This is a genomic window from Paraburkholderia monticola, from assembly GCF_001580545.1.
Taxonomy (GTDB): Bacteria; Pseudomonadota; Gammaproteobacteria; order Burkholderiales; family Burkholderiaceae; genus Paraburkholderia; species Paraburkholderia monticola.
This window is the reverse complement of record NZ_LRBG01000022.1, coordinates 28304-52542: the sequence shown is the minus strand read 5'-3', so window position 1 is coordinate 52542 and position 24239 is coordinate 28304. Positions and strand designations below refer to the sequence as shown.

Here is a 24239-nt window from a genome sequence, read left to right as displayed (position 1 = left end):
GGCAGCGATGGGCGCTATTTGCGCGCGCCGCGCAGCTCGGTCACGAGCTGCTGCAACTTCTCCGGCGTCGCGAGCACAGGGTCGATCGGCTCACCGACCGCGAGGCTCAGCCGGCTCATCACGCCTTTTCTGATCGGCCGCGGCCAGTGCGCATCAACCGCGCGCGAGAACACGCTGCCCCACAGACCGCGCAGCGCCATCGGAATGACCGGCGCCGGCGAGCGCCTGACGATCTCGCTCACGCCGTGGCGAAACGGATTCAGATCGCCCGTGCGAGTCAGCTTGCCTTCGGGAAAGATGCAGACGAGTTCGCCGTCGGCGAGCGCCTGCGCGCACAACTCGTAGGCACGCGCGAGCAGCGCCGCGTCCTGATGCGCGGGCGCGATCGGAATCGCCTTCGCATGGCGGAACAGCCAGCCGACGAACGGCGAGCGGAAGATCTCGTGGTCCATCACGAAGCGGATCGGCCGCGGGCTTTCGGCCATGATGACGATCGCATCGACGAAGCTGACGTGGTTGCACACGAGCACCGCCGCGCCCTCCTCCGGAATCCGCTCCGCATGCACGAGCCGGATCCGGTAGAACGTATGCACCAGCAGCCACGCGATGAAGCGCAGCAGAAACTCGGGCACGAGCGAATAGATGTAGGCCGCGACGACCACGTTCAGCAGCGCGGTCACGAGGAAGATCGCCGGAATGCTGAAGCCCGCCGTGGTCAGGCCCATCGCCATCAGCGCCGAGACGATCATGAACAGCGCGTTGAGGATATTGTTCGCGGCGATGATGCGCGCGCGATGGCTCGGCTGGCTACGGCTCTGGATCAGCGCGTAGAGCGGCACGCTGTAGAAGCCACCGAACATCGCGAGCAGGAACAGATCGGCGAGCACGCGCCAATGCACGAGCCGCGCGAGAAACTCGCCGACGCTCAGCAAGTGCCCCGCCGGCGGCAGCGCGTGGCTCGCGAAGAAAAGATCGATCGCGAACACGCTCATGCCGATCGATCCAAGCGGCACGAGGCCGATTTCGATACGCCGCTTCGAAAGCCGTTCGCACAACAGCGAGCCCAGCCCGATGCCGAGCGAAAACGTGGCGAGCAGCACGGTCACGACGTCGGGATCGGCGGACAGCACATCCTTCGCGAAATTGAAGAACGAAGCGAGAAAGGTGGCGCCGACGAACCACAGCCACGAAATGCCGAGCAGGCTCAGAAACACCGTGCGGTTTTCGTGCGCGAGCTTCAGATTGCGCCACGTTTCGCTGACGGGGTTCCAGTTGATGCGCAATTCGGGCTGCGGCGCGGGCGTAGCCGGTACGAAGCCCGACACCGCGCGCCCGATCAGCGCGATCGCGATACACGCGCAAGCCAGCACCACCGCGCCATGCTCGGCGAATCCCGCTCCCGCGCCGCCGACGATCGTGCCGACCAGGATCGCGACGAAAGTGCCCATCTCGACCATGCCGTTGCCGCCGACCAGCTCCGCCTTCGACAGATGCTGCGGCAGATACGAATACTTGACCGGCCCGAACACGGTCGAATGCACGCCCATCAGGAACGTGCACAGGTACAGCAACGGCGCGCTGTGCAGCCAGAACCCCGCGCCGCCGACCAGCATCACCGCGATCTCGAACGTCTTGACGAGGCGCGTGAGCAACGCCTTGTCGTACTTGTCCGCGATCTGGCCGGAGGTGGCCGAGAACAGCACGAACGGCAGAATGAAAATCGCTGAGATCAGGAACGCCGCGGTCTTCGGGTCGACGCCCGAAAACCGCGCCGCCTGATACGTGACGAGCGACGTGAAGCCGATCTTGAACACGTTGTCGTTCATCGCGCCGAGAAACTGCGTCCAGAAGAACGGCCCGAAACGGCGCTGGCCTAGGAGGCGGAACTGGGATTCATGCGTTTCGTGCGCGCGAGTGGCGCGACGGGCGGCAGGCAACGGACGATCGTTCATGAACTCTGGAGAACGGCGCGAAAAGAGGGCAATGAAGAGGGCAATAAAGCGGCCGACGCGGTGGTCAGTGGAATCGTTGCGACGCGCGCACGAGCCTGCGCGTGGCGCGAAAGGTTGGCGGTGATCAGGCTGTCAGTCGTCCGGTTGGCCCGTGGCCGACCCGCGCCAGAGCCCGACACGGAGCAGGACACAAAAAAAGCGCCCGCTTGCGCGCGCGCCCTGCCGATGGAGTCGCGCTCGCGGTGACGGCCGGAGCGCGACGTTCGAGCCACGCGCATCAGCGCGCCGGCTGCGGGTCCTGTCCTTCCTGCTCTTCCGGCCAGTCGCGGATATAGGCCTTCAGCATGCGGTTCTCGAAACCCTGCTCCTCGACCACCGCCTTCGCCACGTCGTAAAACGAGATGACGCCCATCAGCGTGCGGCTTTCCATGACGGGCAGATAACGCACGTGATGCTCGAGCATCATGCGGCGCACTTCGTTGACGTCGGTTTCGGGCGTGCAGGTGAGCGGGTGGTCGTCCATCACCTTGCGGATCGTCGAGGTGCCGACGCTGCCGCCGTTCTCGCTCAAGGTCATGATGATTTCGCGAAACGTCAGCATGCCGACGAGGTCGCCGTATTCCATCACCACGAGCGAGCCGATGTCGTGCTCGGCCATGGTATTGACGGCGTCATGCAGCGTGGTATCCGGCGTGACCGTAAAAAGGGTGTTGCCCTTGACTTTAAGAATGTCGCTGACTCGCATGATCTATCTCCTGATACCGCCAATCTTGCAGTGCATGAAATTGTTTTTCGATCCTAGCGGAAAGGCCCATAAAAGGAAAGCGGACCGCCCACCAAGGCCCGGCGGGCCTTCGCGAGTTCGAATTCCTATGACTTGCGGATCGCGCGCATACCGCGCTCCCCGCACACGCAGGACGAACCCGCGGGAAAACCGCGCTTGAAGCAGTGTGCGCCAATGTTAGGATGGCCGCCCTACCCTGATCTTTCGCGAGGCCGTTCGCGGCCCGCCGCCCACGATGTCCGCCAACCGTTTCGATACGCTTGCGCTGCACGCCGGCGCAGCCCCCGACCCCGCCACCGGCGCGCGCGCGACGCCGATCTACCAGACCACCTCGTTTTCGTTCCGCGACTCGGATCACGCCGCCGCGCTGTTCAACATGGAGCGCGCCGGCCACGTCTACTCGCGGATCTCGAATCCGACCGTCGCCGTGTTCGAGGAACGCGTCGCCGCGCTCGAAAACGGCGCCGGCGCGATCGGCACGGCAAGCGGCCAGGCCGCGCTGCATCTGGCGATCGTGACGCTGATGGGCGCCGGCTCGCACATCGTCGCCTCGAGCGCGCTGTACGGCGGCTCGCACAATCTACTGCATTACACGCTGCCGCGCTTCGGCGTCGAGACGACCTTCGTGAAGCCCGGCGACCTCGACGCCTGGCGCGCCGCGCTGCGCCCCAACACGCGCCTGCTATTCGGCGAAACGCTCGGCAATCCGGGCCTCGACGTGCTCGACATCGCCGCGCTCGCGCAGATCGCGCACGGGCACCGCGTGCCGTTGCTGGTCGACTCGACCTTCACGACACCGTACCTGTTGCGCCCCTTCGAGCACGGCGCCGACTTCATCTATCACTCAGCGACCAAGTTTCTCGGCGGCCACGGCACGACGATCGGCGGCGTGCTGGTCGACGGCGGCACGTTCGACTTCGAGGCATCCGGCCGCTTTCCCGAATTCACCGAGCCGTACGAGGGCTTTCACGGCATGGTGTTCGCCGAGGAAAGCACGGTCGCGCCATTCCTGTTGCGCGCGCGCCGCGAAGGCTTGCGCGACTTCGGCGCGTGCCTGCACCCGCAGGCCGCGTGGCAACTGCTGCAAGGCATCGAGACGCTGCCGTTGCGCATGGAGCGACACGTCGCCAATACGAGACGCGTGGTCGAGTTTCTCGCCGCTCATGCCGCGGTCGAATCCGTCGCCTACCCCGAGCTGCCGACCCATCCGGACCACGCGCTCGCGAAGCGCCTGCTGCCACGCGGCGCCGGCGCGGTGTTCAGCTTCAACCTGCGCGGCGATCGTGCGGCCGGGCGTGCCTTCATCGAAGCGCTCACGCTGTTTTCGCACCTCGCCAACGTCGGCGACGCGCGCTCACTGGTGATCCACCCGGCGTCGACGACGCATTTCCGCATGGACGCCGCCGCGCTCGCGGCCGCCGGAATCGCGGAAGGCACGATCCGTCTGTCGATTGGCCTCGAAGATCCGGACGACCTGATCGACGATCTGAAGCGCGCGCTGAAGGCCGCGCAAAAAGCCGCAGCGACCGCCCCGACCGCCCCCGTCGCCACCCGCGCCCCTTCCCGCCCGGAGTCCGCATGATCGTCACCGTTCAAGGCAAACCGGCCTATGCCTACACCGGCGGCAAAACCTTCGACGCGCGCCTGCCCACCGCCGTTTTCATCCACGGCGCCGAGCACGATCACAGCGTGTGGGCACTGCAAAGCCGCTACTTCGCGCACCACGGCTTCGGCGTGCTGGCGGTCGATCTGCCGGGCCACCGCCGCAGCGCCAGCCCCGCGCTCAGCAGCATCGCCGCGCTGGCCGACTGGCTCGCCGCGCTGCTCGACGCCGTGGGCGTCGAGCGCGCGTTTGTGGCCGGCCACAGCATGGGCTCGCTGATCGCGCTCGACTTCGCCGGCCGCTATGCGCAGCGCGCGACCCACCTCGCGCTGCTCGCGACCGCGCTGCCCATGAGCGTCTCCGACGCCTTGCTCGACGCCGCGCTCAACCGCGAGCCCGAAGCCATCGAGATGGTCAACGAGTGGACGCATTCGACGCTTGCCGCGAAGCCCTCCTGCCCCGGCCCCGGCTTCTGGCTGCACGGCATGAACCAGCGGCTGATGGAGCACGTCTCCGCCAGCGGCGAAGCGCATCTGTTCCACACCGATTTCACCGCCTGCCACACCTATGCGGACGGCCTCGCCCGCGCGGCGCAGCTGCGTTGCGCAACGCGTCTGATCGTCGGCCGGCGCGATGCCATGACGCCGCCACGCGCGGCGAAAGCACTGGCCGATGCGCTCGCGCAGGCAGGCGTGCCGAACGACACCATCACGCTCGAGGCGGGTCACGCGCTGATGTCCGAGCAACCCGACGCGACGCTGGACGCGCTCTACAGCTTCGCCTCGCGGCCACCGCGCGAAGCGCACTGAATGGCCACGATACCCGCGCCGAACCCGCGCCACCATCCGCCGAATGGCCAGGTTGCGTTAGGCGGGCGATCGCCGGAGAATGTTCGAAGCTGTCTTTTTCAGCCTCCGGAGGCCGTCATGGCTCATACCGCGCATAGCGATCACTTCGCGAGCTTCGCGGAGTTTTATCCGTACTATCTGAGCGAGCATGGCAACATCGTGTCGCGGCGGCTGCATTTCATCGGCTCGCTCGGCGTGATCGGCTGTCTCGCAATGGCGCTCGCCACCGGCAACTGGTTATGGGTGCCGGCGGCCGTGATCTGCGGCTATGGCTTCGCGTGGGTCGGCCATTTCTTCTTTGAAAAGAACAAGCCGGCCACCTTCCGTCATCCGTTTTACAGCCTGATGGGCGACTGGGTGATGTTCAAGGACATCTGTGTGGGGAAGATTTCGCTGTAGTTCGCCGGGCAACCCGACGCCGGGCCGCCCTATCACGCCGCCTGATGCGGCATCGAAGCCGCCGCGCGCTCGCCGTCCCCGAATTGCGCCGCTCTCGCCGCCGCGCGCGACGCGAGCAACGCGGCGAGCGTCACCTTCAGCTTGTCGTTCTCGAGCGCACCGAGCAGCATGGCGCCGTCCGTGCGCGTGGAGTCGAGTTCGAGCTGATACGTGAGCTCCGCGCGATCGATCACGAACAGGTCGTACAGCCGTTGCACGGTCACCTGCGCCGGGTTCGCGAGCAACACGAAGTGCGGGCCGGTATCGCTCTCCTCCAGCCGCGCGATCCACTCTATTTCTTCGAGCCGCTGCAGCAGGGTCTGCGTCGTATCCATGTCGCGGCGAAGCATGCGTGCGAGTTCGGGCATCGTGTAACCGCGCCTGCCGGCCTCGCGCGCTTCGCACAACCGCGCGAGCAGTTCGAGCGAATCGAACAGATTGCTGCCATAGAACACCGGGCGATGAAACTGGCCGATGCGAATCGCCGGCAACGCCGACGCGATCATCGCGCCGGTCAGCGTGATGAACCAGCACAGGTACATCCACAGCAGGAACAGCGGCACGGCGGCGAACGCGCCATACACCGCCGTATAGGTCGGAATGCGGCGCACGTAGTAGCCGAAACCGCGCTTGGCGAGCTCGAAGGCAATCGCGGCAATCACGCCGCCGACCACCGCATCACGCCATTCGACGCGGCAGTTCGGCAGATAAACGTAAAGAATCGTGAACGCGAGCATGGTAAACGGCAGCGTGGCGCTCGCGAGCGCCCATTCGATCAGCGGCGTGATGCGCTGCGCGGCGCTAAACGTCATCGATTGCGTGAACAGATACGACGAGATCGACAGACTCACGCCGATCAGGATCGGACCGAGCGTGATGATGGCCCAGTAGACGAGGATGCGCTGCGCGACCGGCCGCGCCTTGCGCACGCGCCAGATCACGTTGAACGCGGACTCGACGGTCATCATCGTCATCACCGCGGTGACGAACAGCACGATCATGCCGATCGTCGTCAGCCCTTTGGCCTTCGACGCGAACTGGTTCAGATACTTGAAGATCTGATCGTTCAGCTGCGCGGGCATCAGGTGGTCGGCGAGAAAAAACTGCAGCGACGCCTGGAACGAACTGAAGATCGGAAACGCGGTGAACAGCGCAAACGCGACGGTGGCGAGCGGCACGAGCGCGAGCATCGTCGTGAACGTCAAGCTGCCCGCGACCTGCGGAATCCTGTCCTCACCGATGCGTTGCGCGGCGAATTGCGCGAGACGTTTGAGCGTATCGAGATCGAAACGCACCCTAACCAACAAACCTGCCTCCTTGCTTGCTGAACCGCCAGACGAAGCGCGCGGAAACCCCGCGCGAAAAGCGGCCGAACCACCCGGCCGAACCACCTGGCCGAACGGCCATGAGTGGACTGTGCAACGGACCGAGCCCCTATAATACCCGTTCACCAATGAGGCCTATGAAAGACATTCTCGTGCTCTATTACAGCCGTCACGGCGCCACGCGCGAGCTTGCGCTGGCGATCGCGCACGGCATCGACAGCGTCCCCGGCATGCAGGCGCGCGTGCGCACCGTGCCGGCGGTTTCCACGGTCTGCGAGGCGAGCGAGCCCGACATCCCCGCCGAAGGACCGCCGTACGTCGAACTGCGCGACCTCGAAGAATGCGCGGGCCTCGCGCTCGGCTCGCCGACCCGCTTCGGCAACATGGCGGCCGCGCTCAAATACTTTCTCGACGGCACCACGCCGCAGTGGTTGTCGGGCGCGCTGTCGGGCAAGCCGGCCTGCGTGTTCACCTCGACCGGCAGCCTGCACGGCGGCCAGGAATCCACGCTGCTGTCGATGATGCTGCCGCTGCTTCACCACGGCATGCTGATCGTCGGCATTCCGTACACCGAGAGCGCGCTGTCCACCACGCAAACCGGCGGCACGCCCTACGGCGCGTCGCACTTCGCGCGCGCGGGCACGGCCGGGCAAGGCATCTCCGCCGAAGAACGGACGCTGGCGATTGCGCTCGGCGCGCGCGTGGCGCGCACGGCGGCGTCGATGTCCGACAGACCGTGAGCGTCGAGCCGTGAACGAACCGGATCTGCAACCGTCCGCGCGCGACGCCGCCCGTCGCGACACGCGCGGCACTGAATTCGCCGCAAACGTGGCGGCCACCGCCACCAGCGTGCCCGTGCACCCCAAAGCCGCCGCCGCGCTCGTCGCCGCCTTCACGCTGGTCGCGATGATCGCGCTTGCCGTCGCCTGGGAATGGTGGCTCGCGCCGCTGCGGCCCGGCGGCTCGCTGCTCGTGCTGAAGGCCTTGCCGCTGCTCTCCGCGTTGCCGGGCGTGTGGCGACGCCGGCTTTATACGATGCAATGGGCGTCGATGCTGATCCTGCTGTATTTTGCCGAAGGCGTCGTGCGCGGCTGGAGCGAGCATGGCCTGAGCGCTCGGCTCGGCTGGCTGCAAGCGGCGCTTGCCGTGATCTTCTTTACCTGCACGCTTGCGTATGTCGGCCCCTTCAAGCGCGCGGCAAAGCGGGCTGCAAAACATGCCGCCGGCGAGCCGCCCCCGCCCGCCTGACGCCTATAACGCCCGAACCCGCTGCCCGCCCCTGACACCGCCAACCGCCCCCATGACTCACGACGCTTTTCTCGCCGCCTGCCGCGACGCCATCGGCACGGCCCACGTACTGACCGATTCGCACGACACCGCGCCCTACCTGACCGATTGGCGCCGCCGTTACACCGGCGCGGCCTGCGCGGTGCTGTGCCCGGCCACTTCCGCCGAAGCCGCCGCGCTCGTCAGGCTCGCCGTCGAGCATCGGGTCGCGCTGGTGCCGCAGGGCGGCAACACGGGCCTCGCGGGCGGCGCGACGCCCGACGCGAGCGGCGCGCAGGCGGTCATCAGCCTGCGCCGCCTGAATCGCATGCGCGACATCGATCCGCACAACAACACGATCACCGTCGAAGCCGGCGTGATCCTCGCCGACGTGCAGAAGCACGCCGAAGCCGCCGGGCGTCTGTTCCCACTGAGCCTCGCCGCCGAAGGCAGCTGCACGATCGGCGGCAATCTGTCGACCAACGCGGGCGGCACGGGCGTATTGCGCTACGGCAATACGCGCGAGCTCTGTCTCGGCCTCGAAGTGGTGACGCCGCAAGGTGAACTGTGGGACGGTCTACGCGGGCTGCGCAAGGACAACACCGGCTACGATCTGCGCGACCTGTTCATCGGCGCGGAAGGTACGCTCGGTCTCATCACCGCAGCGGTGCTGAAGCTGCATCCGCAACCGGCCGCGCGCGTCACAGCGCTCGCCGCGCTCGCGTCGCCGCATGCGGCGCTCGATTTTCTCGCGCTCACGCAGCGCGTCGCCGGGCCGTTGCTGACCGGTTTCGAGTTGATGTCGGATTTTTGCCTGCGTCTCGTCGGCCGGCATTTCGAGCAGATGCGTTATCCGTTCGCCGAGCCGCACGCTCAGGTCGTGCTGCTCGAACTGTCGGACAGCGAAAGCGAACAGCACGCGCGCACGTTGTTCGAGGGGCTGATGGAAACCGCGCTCGAACAGGATCTCGTGCAAGACGCGGTGGTCGCGGAAAACCTCGCGCAGTCGCGCGCGTTCTGGAATCTGCGCGAGCACATCCCGCTCGCGCAGGCCGAGGAAGGGTTGAACATCAAGCACGATATCGCGGTGCCGATCTCGCGCATCGGTCATTTCATCGAGACGACCGATGCCGCGATCGCGCAAGCCGCACCCGGCGCGCGCATGGTCACGTTCGGCCATCTCGGCGACGGCAATCTGCACTACAACGTGCAGGCGCCCGAGGGTGTCGATGCGAAGTCATTTCTGCGGGAGTACCAGAGCCCGATCAACCGGATCGTCTACGACAGCGTGCACGCGCATCGCGGCAGCATCAGCGCGGAACACGGGATCGGTCAGTTGAAGATCGACGAAGCCGCACACTACAAGCAGGACGTCGAAGTGAAAATGATGCGCGCGATCAAGCAGGCGCTCGATCCGCTGAACCTGATGAATCCGGGCAAGGTGCTACGCTAAGGTTTGAAGCCTTCGCGGTCCGGCGCGCAGGCGTTTCCGAGGAGTTGCGTCCGTGAAGATTCGCGTGTTGTCCGACCTGCATCTGGAAATGGATGAGCCTGAGCTGATCCCGCATGCGCAGGCGGATCTGGTCGTGCTGGCGGGTGATATCCACAATCATGCGGCCGGCCCGCGCTGGGCCGCGCAGGCGTTCGACGACGCGGTGCCGGTCATCTACGTGCCGGGCAATCACGAGTATTACGACGGCGAGTTCGGCGCGCTGGAAAGCGCCCTCTTCGACGCGGCCGCCCAGGTCGACAACGTGCACGTGCTGAACAACGCCACGCTGGTCGATCCCCAGGGCCGCTGGCGCGTGCTCGGCACGACGTTGTGGACCGATTTCGCGCTGTACGGGGCGACCCCCGAGGCAATCGAGGAATCAATCGCCGCCGCGCGCAAGGTCATGCTCGATTACCGCGGGCTGATCCAGATGAACTGGCCGCACGATCCGCGCGACACCGCGCGCGACTTCACACCGGCCGATTCGTTGGCGCTGCACCGGCATGCGCGCGCCTGGCTCGAAAGCGAGCTGGCCAAGCCGTTCGCCGGCCACACGATCGTGGTGACGCATCACGCGCCGCATCGGCTGAGTCTGGCCGAGCGCTTTGCCGAGGACCGCGTGTCGGCGGGCTTCGTCAATCATCTGCCGGAGCTCGTGCGCGCGCCCGTTGCGTTGTGGATTCATGGCCACACGCATACGTCGTTCGACTATGTGGTGGACGGCACGCGCGTCGTGTGCAATCCGCGCGGCTATTTCGACCGGCGCACGCGCCAGTGGGAAAATCCGCAGTTTGCGTGGGACAAGGTTGTCGAGATCTAGCGGGGTGCTACCGGGATGCTAGCGGTTTTCAGCCGGGCGGCTGCATGCGCTCGACCCGCGCCCGCCTCTCACCGCTCGCGCCGCGGCGCATCCGGTGACTCGACCTCGACCGGCACGAGTTGCGGCTGCTGTTCACGCATACGGCGCAGCAGATCGCGCGAAGCGGCGACGCCGATCAGTCCAAACATGACGGCCAAGCCGATCATCAGGTGCGTATCCATGGATGTGTCGTCCTTCAGTGGTTGCGAGGTGCCGAACGGCGGCGAATCCAGCGCGTCCAGCCAAAGCGGCGACGCGTGAACGACACGTTAGCAAATCGATTGCGCGCGAGAAGTAAAGAAATGTTGCGACGCGGCGCGTGTGTAACAGGCTGTCACGCCACGCGCCACTCGAACGTCAACGCATGGAGAACACGCGTTCAGGTTCGCGCGAATTTGCGCAACTCTTCCTGATCGGCCGCGAGCGTGGAAGGCAACTCGTCGCGCAGGAATTCGACCCATGTGCGGATCTTCGCGTCCAGATACTGCCGCGACGGATACAGCGCATATAGATTCATCTGCTGCGACATGTACTCGGGCAGCAGCCACACCAGCTCGCCGCTGCGCAAACCGCTGATCGCGGAGTAGATCGGAATCAGCGCGACGCCCATGCCCTGTGAGACGGCCTTGACCATTGCCTCCGCCACGTTCACCTGGAACGTCGTTGCGCCGAACGCGATGGTTTCCTCGCCGTTCGGGCCGTCGAAGGTCCATTTGTCCGGCGGATACACGGGCGAAACCATCTGCAGGCAGGTGTGCTGCGCAAGGTCCGTGGGCGTTTGCGGCACGCCGTGCCGCTCGAGGTACGCCGGCGAGGCGCACGCAATGCTGAACGCGCTGCCCAGGCGCTGCGACACGAGCCCCGAATCCGGCAGGCCGGTCGCCAGCGTCAACGACACGTCGAAGCCTTCGTCGAGCAGATCGGGCATGCGCTGGGCGAGCGTCAGTTCGATGTGCACGTCCGGGTAGCGCTCCTGGTAACGGCCCACGGCCGGCACCACATAGTGCTGGCCGAAGCTCGTCATCGCGTGGACCTTCAGTTTGCCGGACGGACGCGCGTGCGCGTCGCTCGCCTCGGCCTCCGCCTGATCCACGTACGCGAGAATCTGCTCGCAGCGCTGCAGATAGCGCTCGCCGGCCTCCGTCAGCGCGATGCGGCGCGTGGTCCGGTTCAACAGCCGCGTGCGCAGATGCGCTTCCAGATCGGAAACCGCGCGCGACGCGTAGGCCGTCGTCGTATTCAGATGCTGCGCGGCGCCCGTGAAGCTGCCTGCTTCGACGACGCGGACGAAAACGCGCATGTTTTGAAGCGTGTCCATACCTATCCCCAATGATCGGCAGCGATTGTTACACGATCAGCAATGGCAATTATCTCATGTCTCGTAAGAATGCCTTGCATCTTTACCGGTTATTCCCCAATCGATCAAAAAATATAATTGCACGCAAGCTTCTATAGTCAATTTTGGAGGAAATCGTGCAGTCTCCGGTACCCAAAGGGATCGCCGCAGCCGCGGTTCTTACGATCCTATTAACAATCGCCGGATGTGCAAGTACCGGAGGCGTCGCGCCGCAAACGCAAACGATCAACCCTTCGTCACTCGACGCCGGCAACGCGATCCGCGCCGCCAACGCCGATGCGCAGTGGCCCGCCACCGACTGGTGGCGCTCGTATGACGACCCGCAGCTGAACCAGTGGATCGCCGACGCGCAGGCCGGCAATCCGAGCCTCGCGGCCGCGCAGGCGCGCGTGCGCGAGGCCGCGTCGATGGCCGGCGTCGCGCGCGCGGCACTCGCGCCGCAAGTCAACGGCAGCCTGTCGATCCAACGTCAGCAGTGGGCCGACAATGTCTATTACGGCCCCGGGCCGCTCGCGGGCGAACAGTCGTGGAACAACACCGGCACGCTCGGCCTCGCCTATCACCTCGACTTCTGGGGCAAGGACAAGAACGCCGCCGAGCGCGCGCTCGACCTCGCGCACGCCAGTGCCGCCGACGCGCGCGCCGCGCAGCTGGAACTGCAGGCGAACGTCGTGCGCACCTATGTCGAGATGTCGCTGAACTACGCGTTGCTCGACATCGCGAAGCAGACACTGCAGCAACAGCAGCAGATCGTCGATCTCGCGAACCGGCGCCTGAAGGGCGGCATCGGCACGCAGCTCGAAGTGAGCCAGGCCGAAACGCCGCTGCCCGAGTACGAACGCCAGATCGACGCGATCGAGGAGAAGATCGCGCTCGGCCGCAACCAGTTGGCCGCGCTCGCGGGCAAGGGGCCGGGCGCGGGCGACACGATCCAGCGCCCGGCGCTGTCGCTCGCCGCGCCCGCCGGGCTGCCGGCCGCGCTGCCGGCCGATCTGATCGGCCACCGGCCGGACGTGGTCGCGGCACGCTGGACGGTCGCCGCGCAGGCGCGCGGCATCGACGTCGCGAAGGCCGGGTTCTATCCGGATATCAACCTGCTCGCCTCGATCGGCGGCTATGCGGCGATGGGGCCGCTGTTCCAGTTCCTGAAGAGTGAGTCGCATAGCTGGAGCGTGGGTCCCGCGCTGACGCTGCCGATCTTCGACGGCGGCCGGCTGCGCTCGCAGCTCGGCGCGGCGTCGGCGGGCTACGACGAGGCCGTCGAGCGTTACAACCAGTCGATCGTGGGTGCGCTCAAGGACATCTCCGACCAGGTGATCCGCATCCGTTCGCTGACCACCCAGGCCGACGACGCCGACCGCTCGGTCGCCGCCGCGCGCAAGAACTACGACTTGTCGCGCGAGGGCTACCGCCGCGGCTTGACCGATTATGTGAACGTGCTGATCGCCCAAAACCAGCTGCTGCGCGCGCAGGAAGGCGTCGCGAAGGTGCAGGCCGAGCGGCTCGGCGCGCACGCGTCGCTGATGACGGCGCTCGGCGGCGGCCTCGACGATCCGGCCAACGGTCCGCAGGAAAGCGAAACGTTGCCGGCGCATGGCAAGGGCAAGAGCGGCAACGGTGGCAACAGCGCCGAAGCGGGTAGCGATGCGGCGAAAGCGGATGCCGCTGCGGCTGTGAACGCGAAGCCCGGCACCCCCGCCACCACCACCACGGCCTCGCGCGCCCCGAACGCGCCCGCGGCCAAATAAGGAAGGCCATGTCCGCCTCGCCCTCCTCATCGACCGCGCGCCCCGGGTCGCTCGTCGCGCTCTACGAAGCCGCCGCCCACTGGGCGCGCACCGACGGCCTCGTGTGGATCTATCTGTGCAAGGCGCTGGCCGCGTGCTTCCTCGCGCTCGGCCTCGCGATGAAGCTCGATCTGCCGCAGCCGCGCACCGCGATGACCACCGTGTTCATCGTGATGCAGCCGCAAAGCGGCGCGGTGTTCGCGAAGAGCTTCTACCGGATCTGCGGCACGCTGGTCGGGCTCGTCGTGATGCTCGCGCTGATCGGCCTGTTCGCGCAGCAGCCGGAGCTGTTCATCATCTCGACGGCGATCTGGGTCGGCATCTGTACCGCGGGCGCCGCGCGCAACCGCAACTTCCGTTCGTACGGCTTCGTGCTGGCCGGCTACACGGCCGCGCTGATCGGCATCCCGGCGTCGCAGCATCCGGATGGCGCGTTCCTGAGCGCGCTCACCCGGGTCGCCGAAGTGGTGATCGGCATCGTCTGCGCGGGCGCGGTCAGTGGTCTCGTGTTCCCGCAGTTCGCCGGACTGCAGATGCGCAGCACCGTGCGCGCGCGTTTCTCGGCGTTCGTCGAGTATGTGTCGGCGTCGCTTGCCGGGCGCAACGACCGCGCCCAGATCGAGGCGACCAATGCGCGCTTCGTCGCCGACATCGTCGGCTTCGAGGCCGCGCGCAGCGTCGCCGTGTTCGAAGGCCCCGATTCGCGCATGCGCGGCGGGCGCCTCGCGCGCCTGAACAGCGAGTTCATGACTGCGTCGACGCGCTTTCACGCGCTGCATCAGCTGATGAACCGTCTGCGCGAGACCGGCACGCACGGCGCGTCGATTGCGATCGCCGCGCTCGAGCCGTACTTCAAGGAGATCGCGCCGCTGCTGGCGAAGTCGGGCGAGCCGGTGCTCTCCGCGGCCGACGCCGCGCACGCCGCCGCTCAACTCGACACGTACCGCAGCGAGCTGCCCAAGCGTGTACGGGCGACGCGCAACGCGCTCGAAACGCACCCCGACGCCCCGCTGCTCGATTTCGACACCGCTGCCGAGCTGCTGTACCGCTTCATCGACGACCTGCACGCGTACGCGGCGACCTACGCCTCGCTCGCGGTCGACACGCACGCGCGCGAACGCTGGATCGAGCGCTACGAGCCGAAGACCAACGCGATCGCGGCCGGCGTCGCCGGCCTGCGCGCCACCATCGTGATGATGGTGCTCGGCGCGTTCTGGATCGCGACCGCGTGGCCGAGCGGCTCGACGTTGACGCTGAACGCGGCGGCCGTGTGCGCGCTCGCGTCGTCGGCGCCCGATCCGAAGCGCACCGCGTTCCAGATGGCCGGCGGTACGCTGCTCGCCACGCTGATGGGCATGATCGCGGTGTTCGGCGTGTATCCGCACATCGACGGCTTCGCGATGCTGTGCGTCGCGCTCACGCCGTTCCTGCTGCTCGGCGTGTTCATGACCACGCGTCCCAGGCTCGCGGGCTACGGCGTCGGCTACTGCATCTTTTTCTGCTTCCTCGCCGGGCCCGACAACGTGATGCACTACGACCCGAGCTCGTTCATGAACGATGCGCTCGCGCTGGTGCTGTCGATGCTGGTGTCGTCGATCGCGTTCGCGGTGCTGCTGCCGCCGTCGACGCCGTGGCTGCGCAACCGCCTGCTCGTCGACCTGCGCCGCCAGGTGGTGCTGGCCGGCCGAGCGGGTCTGGCACGGGTGCGCTCGCGCTTCGAGAGCGGCGCGCGCGATCTGATGTTCCAGATCAATTCGCTGTCGCCGAACGAGCCTGAGACGAAGCGCGACACGCTGCGTTGGCTCTTTTCGGTCCTCGAAGTCGGCAACGCGGTAATCGATCTGCGCCGCGAGGTGGCGACGCTGCCCGACGCGCCGCGTTACCACAAGGCGGCGCCGTGGCGGGTCACACTGCGCGCGTTGCTCGACGCGCTCGCGGCGCTGTTCGAGCGGCCGCAGGAACAGCACTTCGCGCGCGCGCTCGCGGCAACCGCCGACGCGATCGCCGACGTGCAGCAGATGATGGCCGGCTTCACGCCCTCGCGCGACGAACGCCACCAGCTGCTGCGCATTCTCAGTCAACTGCATTTCATCCGTACCGCGCTGCTCGATCCGCAGTCGCCGCTCGCCTCGGCGATCGGCGCGCGCTCGGGCGCGTCAGAAGAAGAAGGAGTTCCTCATGCCGCGTGATATCGCCGTGCTCGATGCCTATGTGCCGGCCATCGTGCTGCTGTTCATCGCGGGCGCCGCGCTGACCTGGCTCATCGATCGCGTGATTGCCTATACCGGCGTGTATCGCGTGGTGTGGCACCCCTCCCTGTTCCGGGCCAGCTTGCTCGTGTCCGTGTGCGGCCTTCTCGGCCTCGCCGTTTATCGTTGATCAGAGTCGAAACATGACCATCCGAAATCTTGTGGGCTTCGTCGCGACAGCCGTCATTTTCATCGTCGCGATCCTGATTGGCCGCGTGCTGTGGGTCCATTACATGGACGAACCATGGACCCGCGACGGCCGCGTGCGCGCCGAAATCGTCAACGTCGCGCCGGACGTGTCGGGCGCGATCGTCGATCTGCCGGTGAAGGACAACCAGTTCGTGAAGCAGGGCGACCTGCTGATGCAGATCGATCCGTCGCACTACCAGATCGCGGTCGAGCAGGCGCAGGCCGCCGTCGCTGCGCGCAAGGCCGAACTGCAGATGAAGCGCGACGACGCGCAACGGCGTGCCGATATGGATTCGCAGGTGGTGTCGAAGGAAAGCCGCGAAAACGCGACGCATACCGCGTCCGCCGCCGATGCCGCCTACCAGCAGGCGCTCGCCGCGCTCGATGCCGCGAAGCTGAACCTCGAGCGCACCCGCGTCGTCTCGCCGGTCGACGGCTACGTGACGAACCTCTCCGTGTTCCGCGGCGACTATGCGAGCGCCGGCGCCGCGAAGCTCGCGATCGTCGATAGTCACTCGTTCTGGGTGTATGGCTACTTCGAGGAAACCAAGCTGCCGCACGTGCGCGTCGGCGATCAGGCCGAAGTGCGGCTGATGAGTGGCGGCACGCTGCAAGGCCACGTGGAGAGCATCTCGCGCGGCATTTACGACCGCGACAATCCGCAAAGCCACGAACTGCTCGCGGACGTGAATCCGACCTTCAACTGGGTGCGCCTCGCGCAACGCGTGCCGGTGCGCGTGAAGATCGACTCGGTGCCCGCCGATGTGATGCTGGCGGCCGGCACGACCTGCACGGTGGTCGTGCGGCCAGGGTCGGGGACTGGTTCCGCGGCGGTGGCCGTGCCAGCGTCTGGGTCGAACAACGCTGGCTGAGGCTCGGTTCGCCCTGCGTCCTATAGCCTGAACTGCCCCACCATCGCCTTCAGCCCGCGCGCCTGATCGTCGAGCGAGCGGGCTGCGGCGGTGGCCTCTTCCACCAGCGCGGCGTTCTGCTGCGTGCCCGCGTCCATCTGCGTGACCGCGAGATTGATCGCCTCGATACCGGCGCTCTGCTCCGACGACGCCGCCGAAATCTCGCCCATGATGTCGGTCACGCGCTTCACCGCCTTCACGACTTCATCCATCGTCTGACCGGCATCCGCGGCGAGCGTCGAGCCGTTGCCGACGCGCTCGACCGAAGTCTGGATCAAGCCCTTGATCTCCTTGGCGGCCGCCGCGCTGCGCTGCGCGAGGTTGCGCACTTCCGCCGCGACCACCGAAAAGCCGCGCCCCTCCTCGCCCGCGCGCGCCGCCTCGACGGCCGCGTTCAGCGCGAGGATGTTGGTCTGGAACGCGATCCCCTCGATCACCCCGATGATGTCGCCGATACTGCGCGCGCTGTCGTTGATGTCGTTCATCGTCGCGACCACGCGGCTCACGACCGCGCCGCCCTGCTCGGCGATTTCCGACGCGTTGTTCGCGAGCGTGCTCGCCTGCTTCGCGTTGTCGGCGTTCTGACGCACGGTCGAGGTCAGCTGCTCCATGCTGCTCGCCGTGCGTTCGAGCGCGAGCGCCTGTTGCTCGGTGCGCTGCGACAGGTCGAGATTGCCCATCGAAATCTGCCCGGACGCGGTCGCGATCGCATCGGCGCTCGATGCGATGTCGGCCACCGTGGTCGCGAGTCCGCTTTGCATGTCGGACAACGCGAACAGCATGCTCGAGCGGTCCTTGCCGCCGAGCGCGATGCGGTTCGACAGATCGCCCGCGGCGATGCGGCGCGCGATCTCCTTCGCGTACGCGGGCTCGCCGCCGAGCTGCCCGGTGAGGCGGCGCACGACCCACGCGCCGATGCCGAACGCGAGCACGATCAGCGCGAGCGTCATCACGGCGATCATCACGAACGACGAGTGGTAGATGAAGCCCGACGCCTCGATCGTCGCCTTCGCGGCGGTGCCGCGCTGCGCGACGAGTTCGTCGACGAGCTTTTCGAGCTTGCCGGTTTCGACCAGCAGCGAGACGTCCTGGGTGCCGACCTGCCAGTTCATCTGCGACAGATCGAGCGGCTGCGCCTTCACGAGCGTGACGAAGTCGCGCAGATGGGTGCTCCATGTCGCGACCGCCGCGGCGAACGCCTTCTGCTCGCCGACCGCCTTGGCGTCCGAGGTATCGACGTACTGCTGCAGCGTGTGGAGTTGCTCGTTGAGACCGGCGAGACCGCGCTCGATGTCGGCGCCGAGTTCGTCGCGCTCCTTCGCGGTGGTGGCGGTCAGCAGCATCTTTTGCGCGCGGCTCGCACGCAGCATGTGGCCGCGCGCTTCCTCGGCGGCGCGGCTCGCGACGTGGCCCTGGTCGTAGATCGATTGCGTGGACGCGTTCAGCCGGCCGATCTGCCAAAGCGAAAACACGCCGATCAGCAGCGTGCCGGCCAGCAGGACCGCGAACGCGATGCGCAGCGTTGTCTTGACCGATAGCCCTGTCAGATTCGTTGCTGCCGTGCTGTGTGCCACTGCTTTCATAGTCCCCGTCCCACATGTCGACGCGCCGGAAAGGTCGGTTCCGGCATCACCACTTATCTCTCCGGTCTACGGCAGCCTGCCCTGCGATCTTGAATCGCGCCCGAGCAGGCGGCGGCGGGTCATGCGCCGTGTGCCGTTCCCAGTCCCATGTTCGACGCGCCGCTTCGTGAGCCGCGCAATCGCGAGCGCTTTATACCGTGGCCAAAAAATCGCCAAAAAAATTCTCGTCGAAGCACGGTCATCCGTCCCCATGTCCGATTCGCGACAAAACTTGTCCTTACAATTCGGTCCGGCCACATTAAACTTCGGCTAAATCATCAAAAAGCCGGTTGTCGCGACGAAACGCCGCAGTGCTGCGCGGAACGCGCCTACGAAGCGCGCTGGCCGCACCGACTCAGTACCGATTTTCCATTCCACCCTTTGCCCGATCTTTTTCTTCTAGCGTATGGAAACGAGCCTCGATAAAAGCGCCCTCGCCGGCGCATCCGCCACGGGGGCGAGCGCGTCCCCGGCCGCCGCCGCGCCGGCGGCCGCGAAGGTGCAGCGCACGGTGTATTCCGTGCTCGGTGCGATCAGCTTTTCGCACCTGCTCAACGACATGATCCAGTCGCTGATCCTCGCCATCTACCCGATGTTCAAGGACAACTTTTCGTTGTCGTTCGGGCAGATCGGTCTGATCACGCTGACCTACCAGATCACCGCGTCGCTGCTGCAACCGCTCGTCGGCAGCTATACCGACAAGCATCCGAAGCCGTACTCGCTGCCCGTCGGCATGGGTTTCACGCTGGCCGGCCTGCTGCTGATGTCGGTTGCGCCGAACTTCAGCGTGCTGTTGGTCGCCGCGGCGCTGGTCGGCTGCGGGTCGTCGGTGTTTCATCCGGAATCGTCGCGGGTCGCGCGGATGGCGTCGGGCGGCCGTCACGGTCTCGCGCAGTCGCTGTTCCAGGTCGGCGGCAATGCGGGTTCGTCGCTCGGGCCGCTGCTTGCCGCGCTGATCGTGATTCCGCACGGACAGCGCAGCATCGCGTGGTTCTCGGCGGCGGCGCTCGTTGCGATCGTCGTGCTCACGCAGATCGGCCGCTGGTACAAGCGTCATCCGTCGGTCAAGAAGGCGCGCGGCCAGGCAGCGCATGCGACGCTGCCGCGTAACAAAGTCATCATGGCGATGGGCGTGCTGGTGCTGCTGGTGTTCTCCAAGTACTTCTATCTCGCCAGCATCAACAGCTACTTCACGTTCTATCTGATCGACAGGTTCCATCTGTCGGTGCAGGCCGCGCAGATCCATCTGTTCGTGTTCCTCGCGGCGGTCGCGGCGGGGACGGTGATCGGCGGACCGATCGGCGACAGGATCGGGCGCAAGTATGTGATCTGGGTGTCGATTCTTGGCGTCGCGCCGTTCACGCTGCTGTTGCCGTATGCGAATCTGTTCTGGACCGGCGTGCTGACGGTTGTAATTGGGGTGGTGCTCGCCTCGGCGTTCTCGGCGATTCTGGTTTATGCGCAGGAGTTGATTCCTGGGAAGGTCGGAATGGTGGCGGGGTTGTTCTTTGGTTTTGCCTTTGGGCTGGGGGGGGTGGGGGCTGCTGTGCTTGGGCAACTCGCTGACGCGACCAGTATCGCGTTCGTGTACAAGGTTTGTTCGTTCCTGCCGTTGATCGGGGTGTTGACCGTGCTTTTGCCGGATGTTGAGGGGAAGCACGTCAAGGCTTGATGGGCGGGTTTGTGTGGGTTGGGTCGGTGCTCTTAGGGTGTTGGCCTTTCCTTGCTTTGTTATCGGTCTATTGGCGTTGCCCCTGTGCGGGGCGGCACCTACTTTCTTTGCTGCTGCAAAGAAAGTAGGCAAAGAAGACAGCTCAAACCGCCAGCTCATAAGTGGGCACCTCGGTCCGCACATGGCAGTGGTGCATCTGGAATCCGTGCTCCCGCACATTCAACGGTAGTGACAAGGCCGTCATACTTCCGGCGGCGCTCCGCGCGCCGAATCCCCGTTCCCAAACCCTCGGTTCTCCTGGCAGACCCGTCCGCGACGCACGCAGTGCGGAGTGGGTGCGGATGACGGCTTTGTCACCAGCGCGGAATGTGCGCAGACACAGATTCCAGATGCACCACTACCCCTGCCAAGCCAGGGGACCCGCTTAAGAGTTAGCGGTTTGAGCTGTCTTCTTTGCCTACTTTCTTTGCAGCAGCAAAGAAAGTAGGTGCCGCCCCGCACAGGGGCAACGCTAATAGACCGATAACAAAGCAAGGAAAGGCCCACACCTCAAAGCACACCGACCTCGCCTTAAACCCGCGTCCGTCTCCAAAGAAAGAAACCTCCCACAACCACGATAACCGCAACGCCGTCGACAACGGCCAGCACCGGTAAAGGATTGGTCCACTTGTCCATGTTCGTCGTGCGCGAGTAATAGGGTTCGCCACTGCCATACGCCTCGTTCAGGTTGATCACATTGAACACAGTAACCGCGACGACAAGGGCAAGTAAAACCACGCCAGCGAGAAAACGGGCAATGCTAGATTTCCGCATGTCAGTACCTGACCGTTAATCGAATGTAGCAATCTGGCGACGGCGTTGCCGCCTCCTTCAGGTCGCGTACAAAAGTCTCCATCCCGGCATGCAGGTTGATACAACCCGCGCTACCTGCATGCGTGCCACCGTGAATAAAGAAACCGCCCCGTCCATACGTCTGCGTTCCCGGATAGACATGAATCGTGATCCGGTGATCACCCCATGCAGCACGCGGGGCAAGGTTGTACCAATGGTTCTCCCACATCTGCGAAGGCTCAATCCAGTATTGGCCGGGGGGAATTGGACCCACACCATCTTCGCGCTGACGCATCGACGAATAATCGAATTTTCCGCTGCTATCCCTTCTGCCGGACACCGCAGCATAGATTCGGGAAATCGGACCGCTCATGGTAAGAAAACGACCGTCAAACTTCAGGAACACCTGAGACCTCGCGCAGGCTGGAATATGGGGACTACCACGCTCCGAGGCGTATCGATCGGACATGAAAAACCTCAATATCTGGGGGGAAACGATGTGTTACGTTGACCGCCCTCACCCTACCTGGCAGTAAAGGAATGGGAAATGGGCGACGGATGAAAATGAAGAACAACGACCTTTTTTCTGCCGCCCTTCGACCTTTTGATGAACCCGCTTGCCCACCCTCCTGCCCGTGTCTTTGTTTGTGCGAACGGCGATTGTGACAAGGCCATCATTCTTCCGGCGGCGCTACGCGCGCCGAAACCCCGCTCCCAAACCCTCGGTTCTCCTGGCAGACCCGTCCGCGACGCACGCAGTGCGGAGTGGGTGCGAATGACGGCTTTGTCACCAGCGCGGAATGCGCGGGAGCACAGATTCCAGATGCACCACTACCCCTGCCGAGCCAGGGGACCCGCTTAAGAGTTAGCGGTTTTAGCTGTCTTCTTTGCCTACTTTCTTTGCAGCAGCAAAGAAAGTAGGTGCCGCCCCGCACAGGGGCAACGCCAATAGACCGACAAGCCAGCAAGGAAAGGCCAACCACACCAGAACACCGAAAAAGCCCCGCCCCGCACCGGGGCAATTTCCCCCGCACAATCCCACATTGCCCACGCCGCCAGGCGTGTCTATCCTAGTGCGAACACCCGCGCCGCCCAGGCGCCCAAGCCCAACCGTCTGAGGATCGCCGCCGATGACCCGCTACCGCGATTTCCACCGCCGCTCGATCGACAACCCCGAAGCCTTCTGGCGCGAAGAAGCCCGCCGCATTCACTGGCACACGCCGTTCGGCACCGTGCTCGACCGCTCGAAGCCGCCGTTCGCGCGCTGGTTCGTCGGCGGTCGCACGAACCTCTGCCATAACGCGGTCGACCGGCATCTGGCCGAGCGCGCACAGCAGAACGCGCTCGTCTACGTGTCGACCGAAACCGGCATCGAACGGCACTACACCTACGCCGAGCTGTACGGCGAAATCAACCGGATGGCCGCGGTGATGCGCTCGCTCGGCGTAAAACGCGGCGACGTCGTGCTGATCTATCTGCCGATGATCCCCGAAGCGCTGTTCGCGATGCTCGCGTGCGCGCGCCTCGGCGCGATCCACTCGGTCGTGTTCGGCGGCTTCGCGGCGCCGAACCTCGCCGCGCGCATCGACGACGCGAAGCCCGCGCTGATCGTGACCGCCGACGCCGGCGCGCGCGCCGGCAAGGTGGTCGACTACACCCCGCTCGTCGATGAAGCGCTCTCGCGCGCCAAACACAAGACACCGCACGTGCTGCTGATCGACCGGCAACTCGCGCCCGCGCGCCTCACCGCGCCCTACCTCGTCGCCTACGAACCACTGCGCGAACAGTTCTTCGACGTCCACATCCCGTGCGAGTGGCTCGAATCGAACGAACCGTCGTACGTGCTGTACACGTCGGGCACGACCGGCAAGCCGAAGGGCGTGCAACGCGATGTCGGCGGCTATGCGGTCGCGCTCGCGGCATCGATGGAATACATCTTCGAGGGCAAGCCCGGCGACACGATGTTCACCGCGTCCGACGTCGGCTGGGTGGTCGGCCACAGCTACATCGTCTACGCGCCGCTGATCGCGGGGCTGACCACCGTGATGTACGAAGGCACGCCGATTCGCCCGGACGGCGGCATCTGGTGGCGGCTCGTCGAGCAGCACAAGATCAACCTGATGTTCACCGCGCCGACCGCGCTGCGCGTGCTGAAGAAGCAGGACCCCGCGCTGATGAAGGCCGCCGATCTGTCGAGCCTGCGCACGCTGTTTCTCGCGGGCGAACCGCTCGACCAACCCACCGCCGAGTGGATCACGAACGCGCTGAACAAACCGGTTATCGACAACTACTGGCAGACCGAAACCGGCTGGCCGATGCTCGCGATTCCGCGCGGCATCGAGGCACTGCCGACCAAGCTCGGCTCGCCGGGCGTGCCCTCGGTCGGCTATAGCCTGACGGTGCGCGACGAGTTGACCGGCGAGCCCTGCGCAGCCGGTGAAAAAGGCGTGCTGACGCTCGACTATCCGCTGCCGCCGGGCTGCATGTCGACGGTATGGGGCGATGACAAGCGCTTCGTCAGCACCTACTGGTCGAGCGTGCCGAACCAGCAGGTCTATTCGACGTTCGACTGGGGCGTGCAGGACGAGGACGGCTACGTGACGATCCTCGGCCGCACCGACGACGTGATCAACGTCGCGGGCCATCGCCTCGGCACTCGCGAGATCGAGGAGGCGCTGTCGAGCCACGCGGCCGTCGCGGAAGTGGCGGTGGTCGGCGTGACGGATCCGGTCAAGGGGCAGGTGGCGATGGCCTTCGTCGTGCTGCGCGGCGCGCAGGCAGACGGCGACCCGAGCGAGCGCGCGCGGCTCGCCACCGAACTGGCGACGACAGTCGACCGCCATCTCGGCTCGATTGCGCGGCCCGCGCGCGTGGTGATGGTCTCGATGCTGCCGAAGACGCGCTCCGGCAAACTATTGCGCCGCGCGATCGCGGCGCTCGCCGAAGGGCGCGAGCCAGGCGATCTGCCGACGATCGAAGATCCGGCCGCGCTGCAGCAGGTGCGCGAAGCGCTCGGCGACGGCGCGAAGAAATAGACGGCTGAATAAACGAACT

The 24239-nt window shown here is 65.7% G+C and carries 21 protein-coding genes; 13 read left to right on the top strand and 8 right to left on the bottom strand.

Annotated features, from left to right (window positions below; translation table 11 throughout):
- Positions 1-14: 14 nt before the first annotated feature.
- Together CI15_RS17105 and CI15_RS17100 are read right to left on the bottom strand one after the other, a co-directional pair.
- Positions 15-1952, bottom strand: a complete 1938-nt coding sequence (locus CI15_RS17105; RefSeq protein WP_062129506.1) for an MFS transporter — start codon at positions 1950-1952, stop codon at positions 15-17.
- A 277-nt stretch (positions 1953-2229) separates the two neighbouring features.
- The gene (locus CI15_RS17100; RefSeq protein ID WP_062129505.1) at positions 2230-2697 is read right to left on the bottom strand and encodes a CBS domain-containing protein; all 468 of its coding nucleotides are present in this window, start codon (positions 2695-2697) and stop codon (positions 2230-2232) included.
- 274 nt (positions 2698-2971) lie between these two features.
- Here CI15_RS17100 and CI15_RS17095 point away from each other — a divergent pair, with 274 nt between their 5' ends.
- From CI15_RS17095 to CI15_RS17085, 3 genes are all read left to right on the top strand, one after another.
- Positions 2972-4318: an O-acetylhomoserine aminocarboxypropyltransferase gene (locus CI15_RS17095; RefSeq protein WP_062129504.1), complete on the top strand. Its 1347-nt coding sequence runs from the start codon at positions 2972-2974 to the stop codon at positions 4316-4318.
- Positions 4315-5148 (top strand): alpha/beta fold hydrolase, encoded by an 834-nt coding sequence (locus CI15_RS17090; RefSeq protein WP_062129503.1) that lies wholly within the window; start codon positions 4315-4317, stop codon positions 5146-5148. The genes CI15_RS17095 and CI15_RS17090 overlap by 4 nt, the downstream gene beginning before the upstream one ends.
- Before the next feature lie 117 nt (positions 5149-5265).
- Positions 5266-5586 (top strand): Mpo1-like protein, encoded by a 321-nt coding sequence (locus CI15_RS17085; protein ID WP_062129502.1) that lies wholly within the window; start codon positions 5266-5268, stop codon positions 5584-5586.
- 32 nt (positions 5587-5618) lie between these two features.
- Here CI15_RS17085 and CI15_RS17080 read toward each other — a convergent pair whose 3' ends face one another.
- Positions 5619-6932, bottom strand: a complete 1314-nt coding sequence (locus CI15_RS17080; protein WP_082814228.1) for a YihY family inner membrane protein — start codon at positions 6930-6932, stop codon at positions 5619-5621.
- A gap of 155 nt (positions 6933-7087) precedes the next feature.
- Between CI15_RS17080 and wrbA the strand changes: the two genes are divergently transcribed.
- The 4 genes from wrbA to CI15_RS17060 are packed head-to-tail and all read left to right on the top strand — an operon-like array spanning position 7088 to position 10528.
- Positions 7088-7690, top strand: coding sequence for an NAD(P)H:quinone oxidoreductase (wrbA, locus tag CI15_RS17075; RefSeq protein ID WP_062129501.1), 603 nt, complete (start codon positions 7088-7090; stop codon positions 7688-7690).
- A 10-nt stretch (positions 7691-7700) separates the two neighbouring features.
- On the top strand, positions 7701-8198 hold the full coding sequence (locus CI15_RS17070) for a DUF2069 domain-containing protein (protein ID WP_082814227.1): 498 nt from the start codon (positions 7701-7703) through the stop codon (positions 8196-8198).
- Positions 8199-8250: 52 nt separating this feature from the next.
- Complete coding sequence (locus tag CI15_RS17065; RefSeq protein ID WP_062129500.1) at positions 8251-9669, top strand: FAD-binding oxidoreductase; 1419 nt, start codon at positions 8251-8253, stop codon at positions 9667-9669.
- 52 nt (positions 9670-9721) lie between these two features.
- A complete protein-coding gene (locus CI15_RS17060) occupies positions 9722-10528 on the top strand; it encodes a metallophosphoesterase (protein WP_062129499.1) in 807 nt (268 codons plus the stop codon).
- Between the two features lie 68 nt (positions 10529-10596).
- On the opposite strand, the gene CI15_RS37305 is transcribed toward CI15_RS17060, so the two are convergent.
- Both CI15_RS37305 and CI15_RS17055 read right to left on the bottom strand, forming a co-directional pair.
- Positions 10597-10749 carry a hypothetical protein gene (locus tag CI15_RS37305; RefSeq protein ID WP_162842053.1) on the bottom strand — a complete coding sequence of 51 codons (153 nt, stop codon included), beginning with the start codon at positions 10747-10749 and terminating at the stop codon, positions 10597-10599.
- Between the two features lie 197 nt (positions 10750-10946).
- Entirely contained in the window at positions 10947-11885 is a 939-nt protein-coding gene (locus CI15_RS17055; RefSeq protein WP_062129498.1) for a LysR family transcriptional regulator, read from the bottom strand.
- A 155-nt stretch (positions 11886-12040) separates the two neighbouring features.
- Between CI15_RS17055 and CI15_RS17050 the strand changes: the two genes are divergently transcribed.
- Genes CI15_RS17050 through CI15_RS17035 form a run of 4 tightly spaced genes read left to right on the top strand, consistent with a single transcriptional unit; the run spans position 12041 to position 17021 of the window.
- Positions 12041-13672: an efflux transporter outer membrane subunit gene (locus CI15_RS17050; RefSeq protein ID WP_062129885.1), complete on the top strand. Its 1632-nt coding sequence runs from the start codon at positions 12041-12043 to the stop codon at positions 13670-13672.
- 8 nt (positions 13673-13680) lie between these two features.
- Positions 13681-15900 carry an FUSC family protein gene (locus CI15_RS17045; RefSeq protein WP_062129497.1) on the top strand — a complete coding sequence of 740 codons (2220 nt, stop codon included), beginning with the start codon at positions 13681-13683 and terminating at the stop codon, positions 15898-15900.
- Positions 15890-16090 carry a DUF1656 domain-containing protein gene (locus CI15_RS17040; RefSeq protein ID WP_062129496.1) on the top strand — a complete coding sequence of 67 codons (201 nt, stop codon included), beginning with the start codon at positions 15890-15892 and terminating at the stop codon, positions 16088-16090. The genes CI15_RS17045 and CI15_RS17040 overlap by 11 nt, the downstream gene beginning before the upstream one ends.
- A gap of 13 nt (positions 16091-16103) precedes the next feature.
- Complete coding sequence (locus CI15_RS17035) at positions 16104-17021, top strand: efflux RND transporter periplasmic adaptor subunit (protein WP_062129495.1); 918 nt, start codon at positions 16104-16106, stop codon at positions 17019-17021.
- A 20-nt stretch (positions 17022-17041) separates the two neighbouring features.
- Here CI15_RS17035 and CI15_RS17030 read toward each other — a convergent pair whose 3' ends face one another.
- The gene (locus CI15_RS17030; RefSeq protein WP_062129494.1) at positions 17042-18643 is read right to left on the bottom strand and encodes a methyl-accepting chemotaxis protein; all 1602 of its coding nucleotides are present in this window, start codon (positions 18641-18643) and stop codon (positions 17042-17044) included.
- Positions 18644-19088: 445 nt separating this feature from the next.
- Between CI15_RS17030 and CI15_RS17025 the strand changes: the two genes are divergently transcribed.
- The gene (locus CI15_RS17025) at positions 19089-20354 is read left to right on the top strand and encodes an MFS transporter (protein WP_062129493.1); all 1266 of its coding nucleotides are present in this window, start codon (positions 19089-19091) and stop codon (positions 20352-20354) included.
- 570 nt (positions 20355-20924) lie between these two features.
- On the opposite strand, the gene CI15_RS17020 is transcribed toward CI15_RS17025, so the two are convergent.
- Together CI15_RS17020 and CI15_RS37715 are read right to left on the bottom strand one after the other, a co-directional pair.
- Entirely contained in the window at positions 20925-21167 is a 243-nt protein-coding gene (locus tag CI15_RS17020; RefSeq protein WP_062129492.1) for a hypothetical protein, read from the bottom strand.
- A 1-nt stretch (position 21168) separates the two neighbouring features.
- Positions 21169-21654: a tlde1 domain-containing protein gene (locus CI15_RS37715; RefSeq protein ID WP_075643712.1), complete on the bottom strand. Its 486-nt coding sequence runs from the start codon at positions 21652-21654 to the stop codon at positions 21169-21171.
- A 661-nt stretch (positions 21655-22315) separates the two neighbouring features.
- Between CI15_RS37715 and CI15_RS17015 the strand changes: the two genes are divergently transcribed.
- Positions 22316-24220: a propionate--CoA ligase gene (locus CI15_RS17015; RefSeq protein WP_062129491.1), complete on the top strand. Its 1905-nt coding sequence runs from the start codon at positions 22316-22318 to the stop codon at positions 24218-24220.
- Positions 24221-24239: the final 19 nt, after the last annotated feature.

Excerpts from the sequence above, each read along its gene's own strand:
- CI15_RS17105 (WP_062129506.1), bottom strand. The coding sequence starts at position 1,952 with ATGAACGATCGTCCGTTGCCTGCCGCCCGTCGCGCCACTCGCGCGCAC.
- CI15_RS17100 (WP_062129505.1), bottom strand. The coding sequence starts at position 2,697 with ATGCGAGTCAGCGACATTCTTAAAGTCAAGGGCAACACCCTTTTTACG.
- CI15_RS17095 (WP_062129504.1), top strand. The coding sequence starts at position 2,972 with ATGTCCGCCAACCGTTTCGATACGCTTGCGCTGCACGCCGGCGCAGCC.
- CI15_RS17090 (WP_062129503.1), top strand. The coding sequence starts at position 4,315 with ATGATCGTCACCGTTCAAGGCAAACCGGCCTATGCCTACACCGGCGGC.
- CI15_RS17085 (WP_062129502.1), top strand. The coding sequence starts at position 5,266 with ATGGCTCATACCGCGCATAGCGATCACTTCGCGAGCTTCGCGGAGTTT.
- wrbA (WP_062129501.1), top strand. The coding sequence starts at position 7,088 with ATGAAAGACATTCTCGTGCTCTATTACAGCCGTCACGGCGCCACGCGC.
- CI15_RS17065 (WP_062129500.1), top strand. The coding sequence starts at position 8,251 with ATGACTCACGACGCTTTTCTCGCCGCCTGCCGCGACGCCATCGGCACG.
- CI15_RS37305 (WP_162842053.1), bottom strand. The coding sequence starts at position 10,749 with ATGGATACGCACCTGATGATCGGCTTGGCCGTCATGTTTGGACTGATC.
- CI15_RS17055 (WP_062129498.1), bottom strand. The coding sequence starts at position 11,885 with ATGGACACGCTTCAAAACATGCGCGTTTTCGTCCGCGTCGTCGAAGCA.
- CI15_RS17045 (WP_062129497.1), top strand. The coding sequence starts at position 13,681 with ATGTCCGCCTCGCCCTCCTCATCGACCGCGCGCCCCGGGTCGCTCGTC.
- CI15_RS17040 (WP_062129496.1), top strand. The coding sequence starts at position 15,890 with ATGCCGCGTGATATCGCCGTGCTCGATGCCTATGTGCCGGCCATCGTG.
- CI15_RS17035 (WP_062129495.1), top strand. The coding sequence starts at position 16,104 with ATGACCATCCGAAATCTTGTGGGCTTCGTCGCGACAGCCGTCATTTTC.
- CI15_RS17030 (WP_062129494.1), bottom strand. The coding sequence starts at position 18,643 with ATGAAAGCAGTGGCACACAGCACGGCAGCAACGAATCTGACAGGGCTA.
- CI15_RS17025 (WP_062129493.1), top strand. The coding sequence starts at position 19,089 with ATGGAAACGAGCCTCGATAAAAGCGCCCTCGCCGGCGCATCCGCCACG.
- CI15_RS17020 (WP_062129492.1), bottom strand. The coding sequence starts at position 21,167 with ATGCGGAAATCTAGCATTGCCCGTTTTCTCGCTGGCGTGGTTTTACTT.
- CI15_RS37715 (WP_075643712.1), bottom strand. The coding sequence starts at position 21,654 with ATGTCCGATCGATACGCCTCGGAGCGTGGTAGTCCCCATATTCCAGCC.
- CI15_RS17015 (WP_062129491.1), top strand. The coding sequence starts at position 22,316 with ATGACCCGCTACCGCGATTTCCACCGCCGCTCGATCGACAACCCCGAA.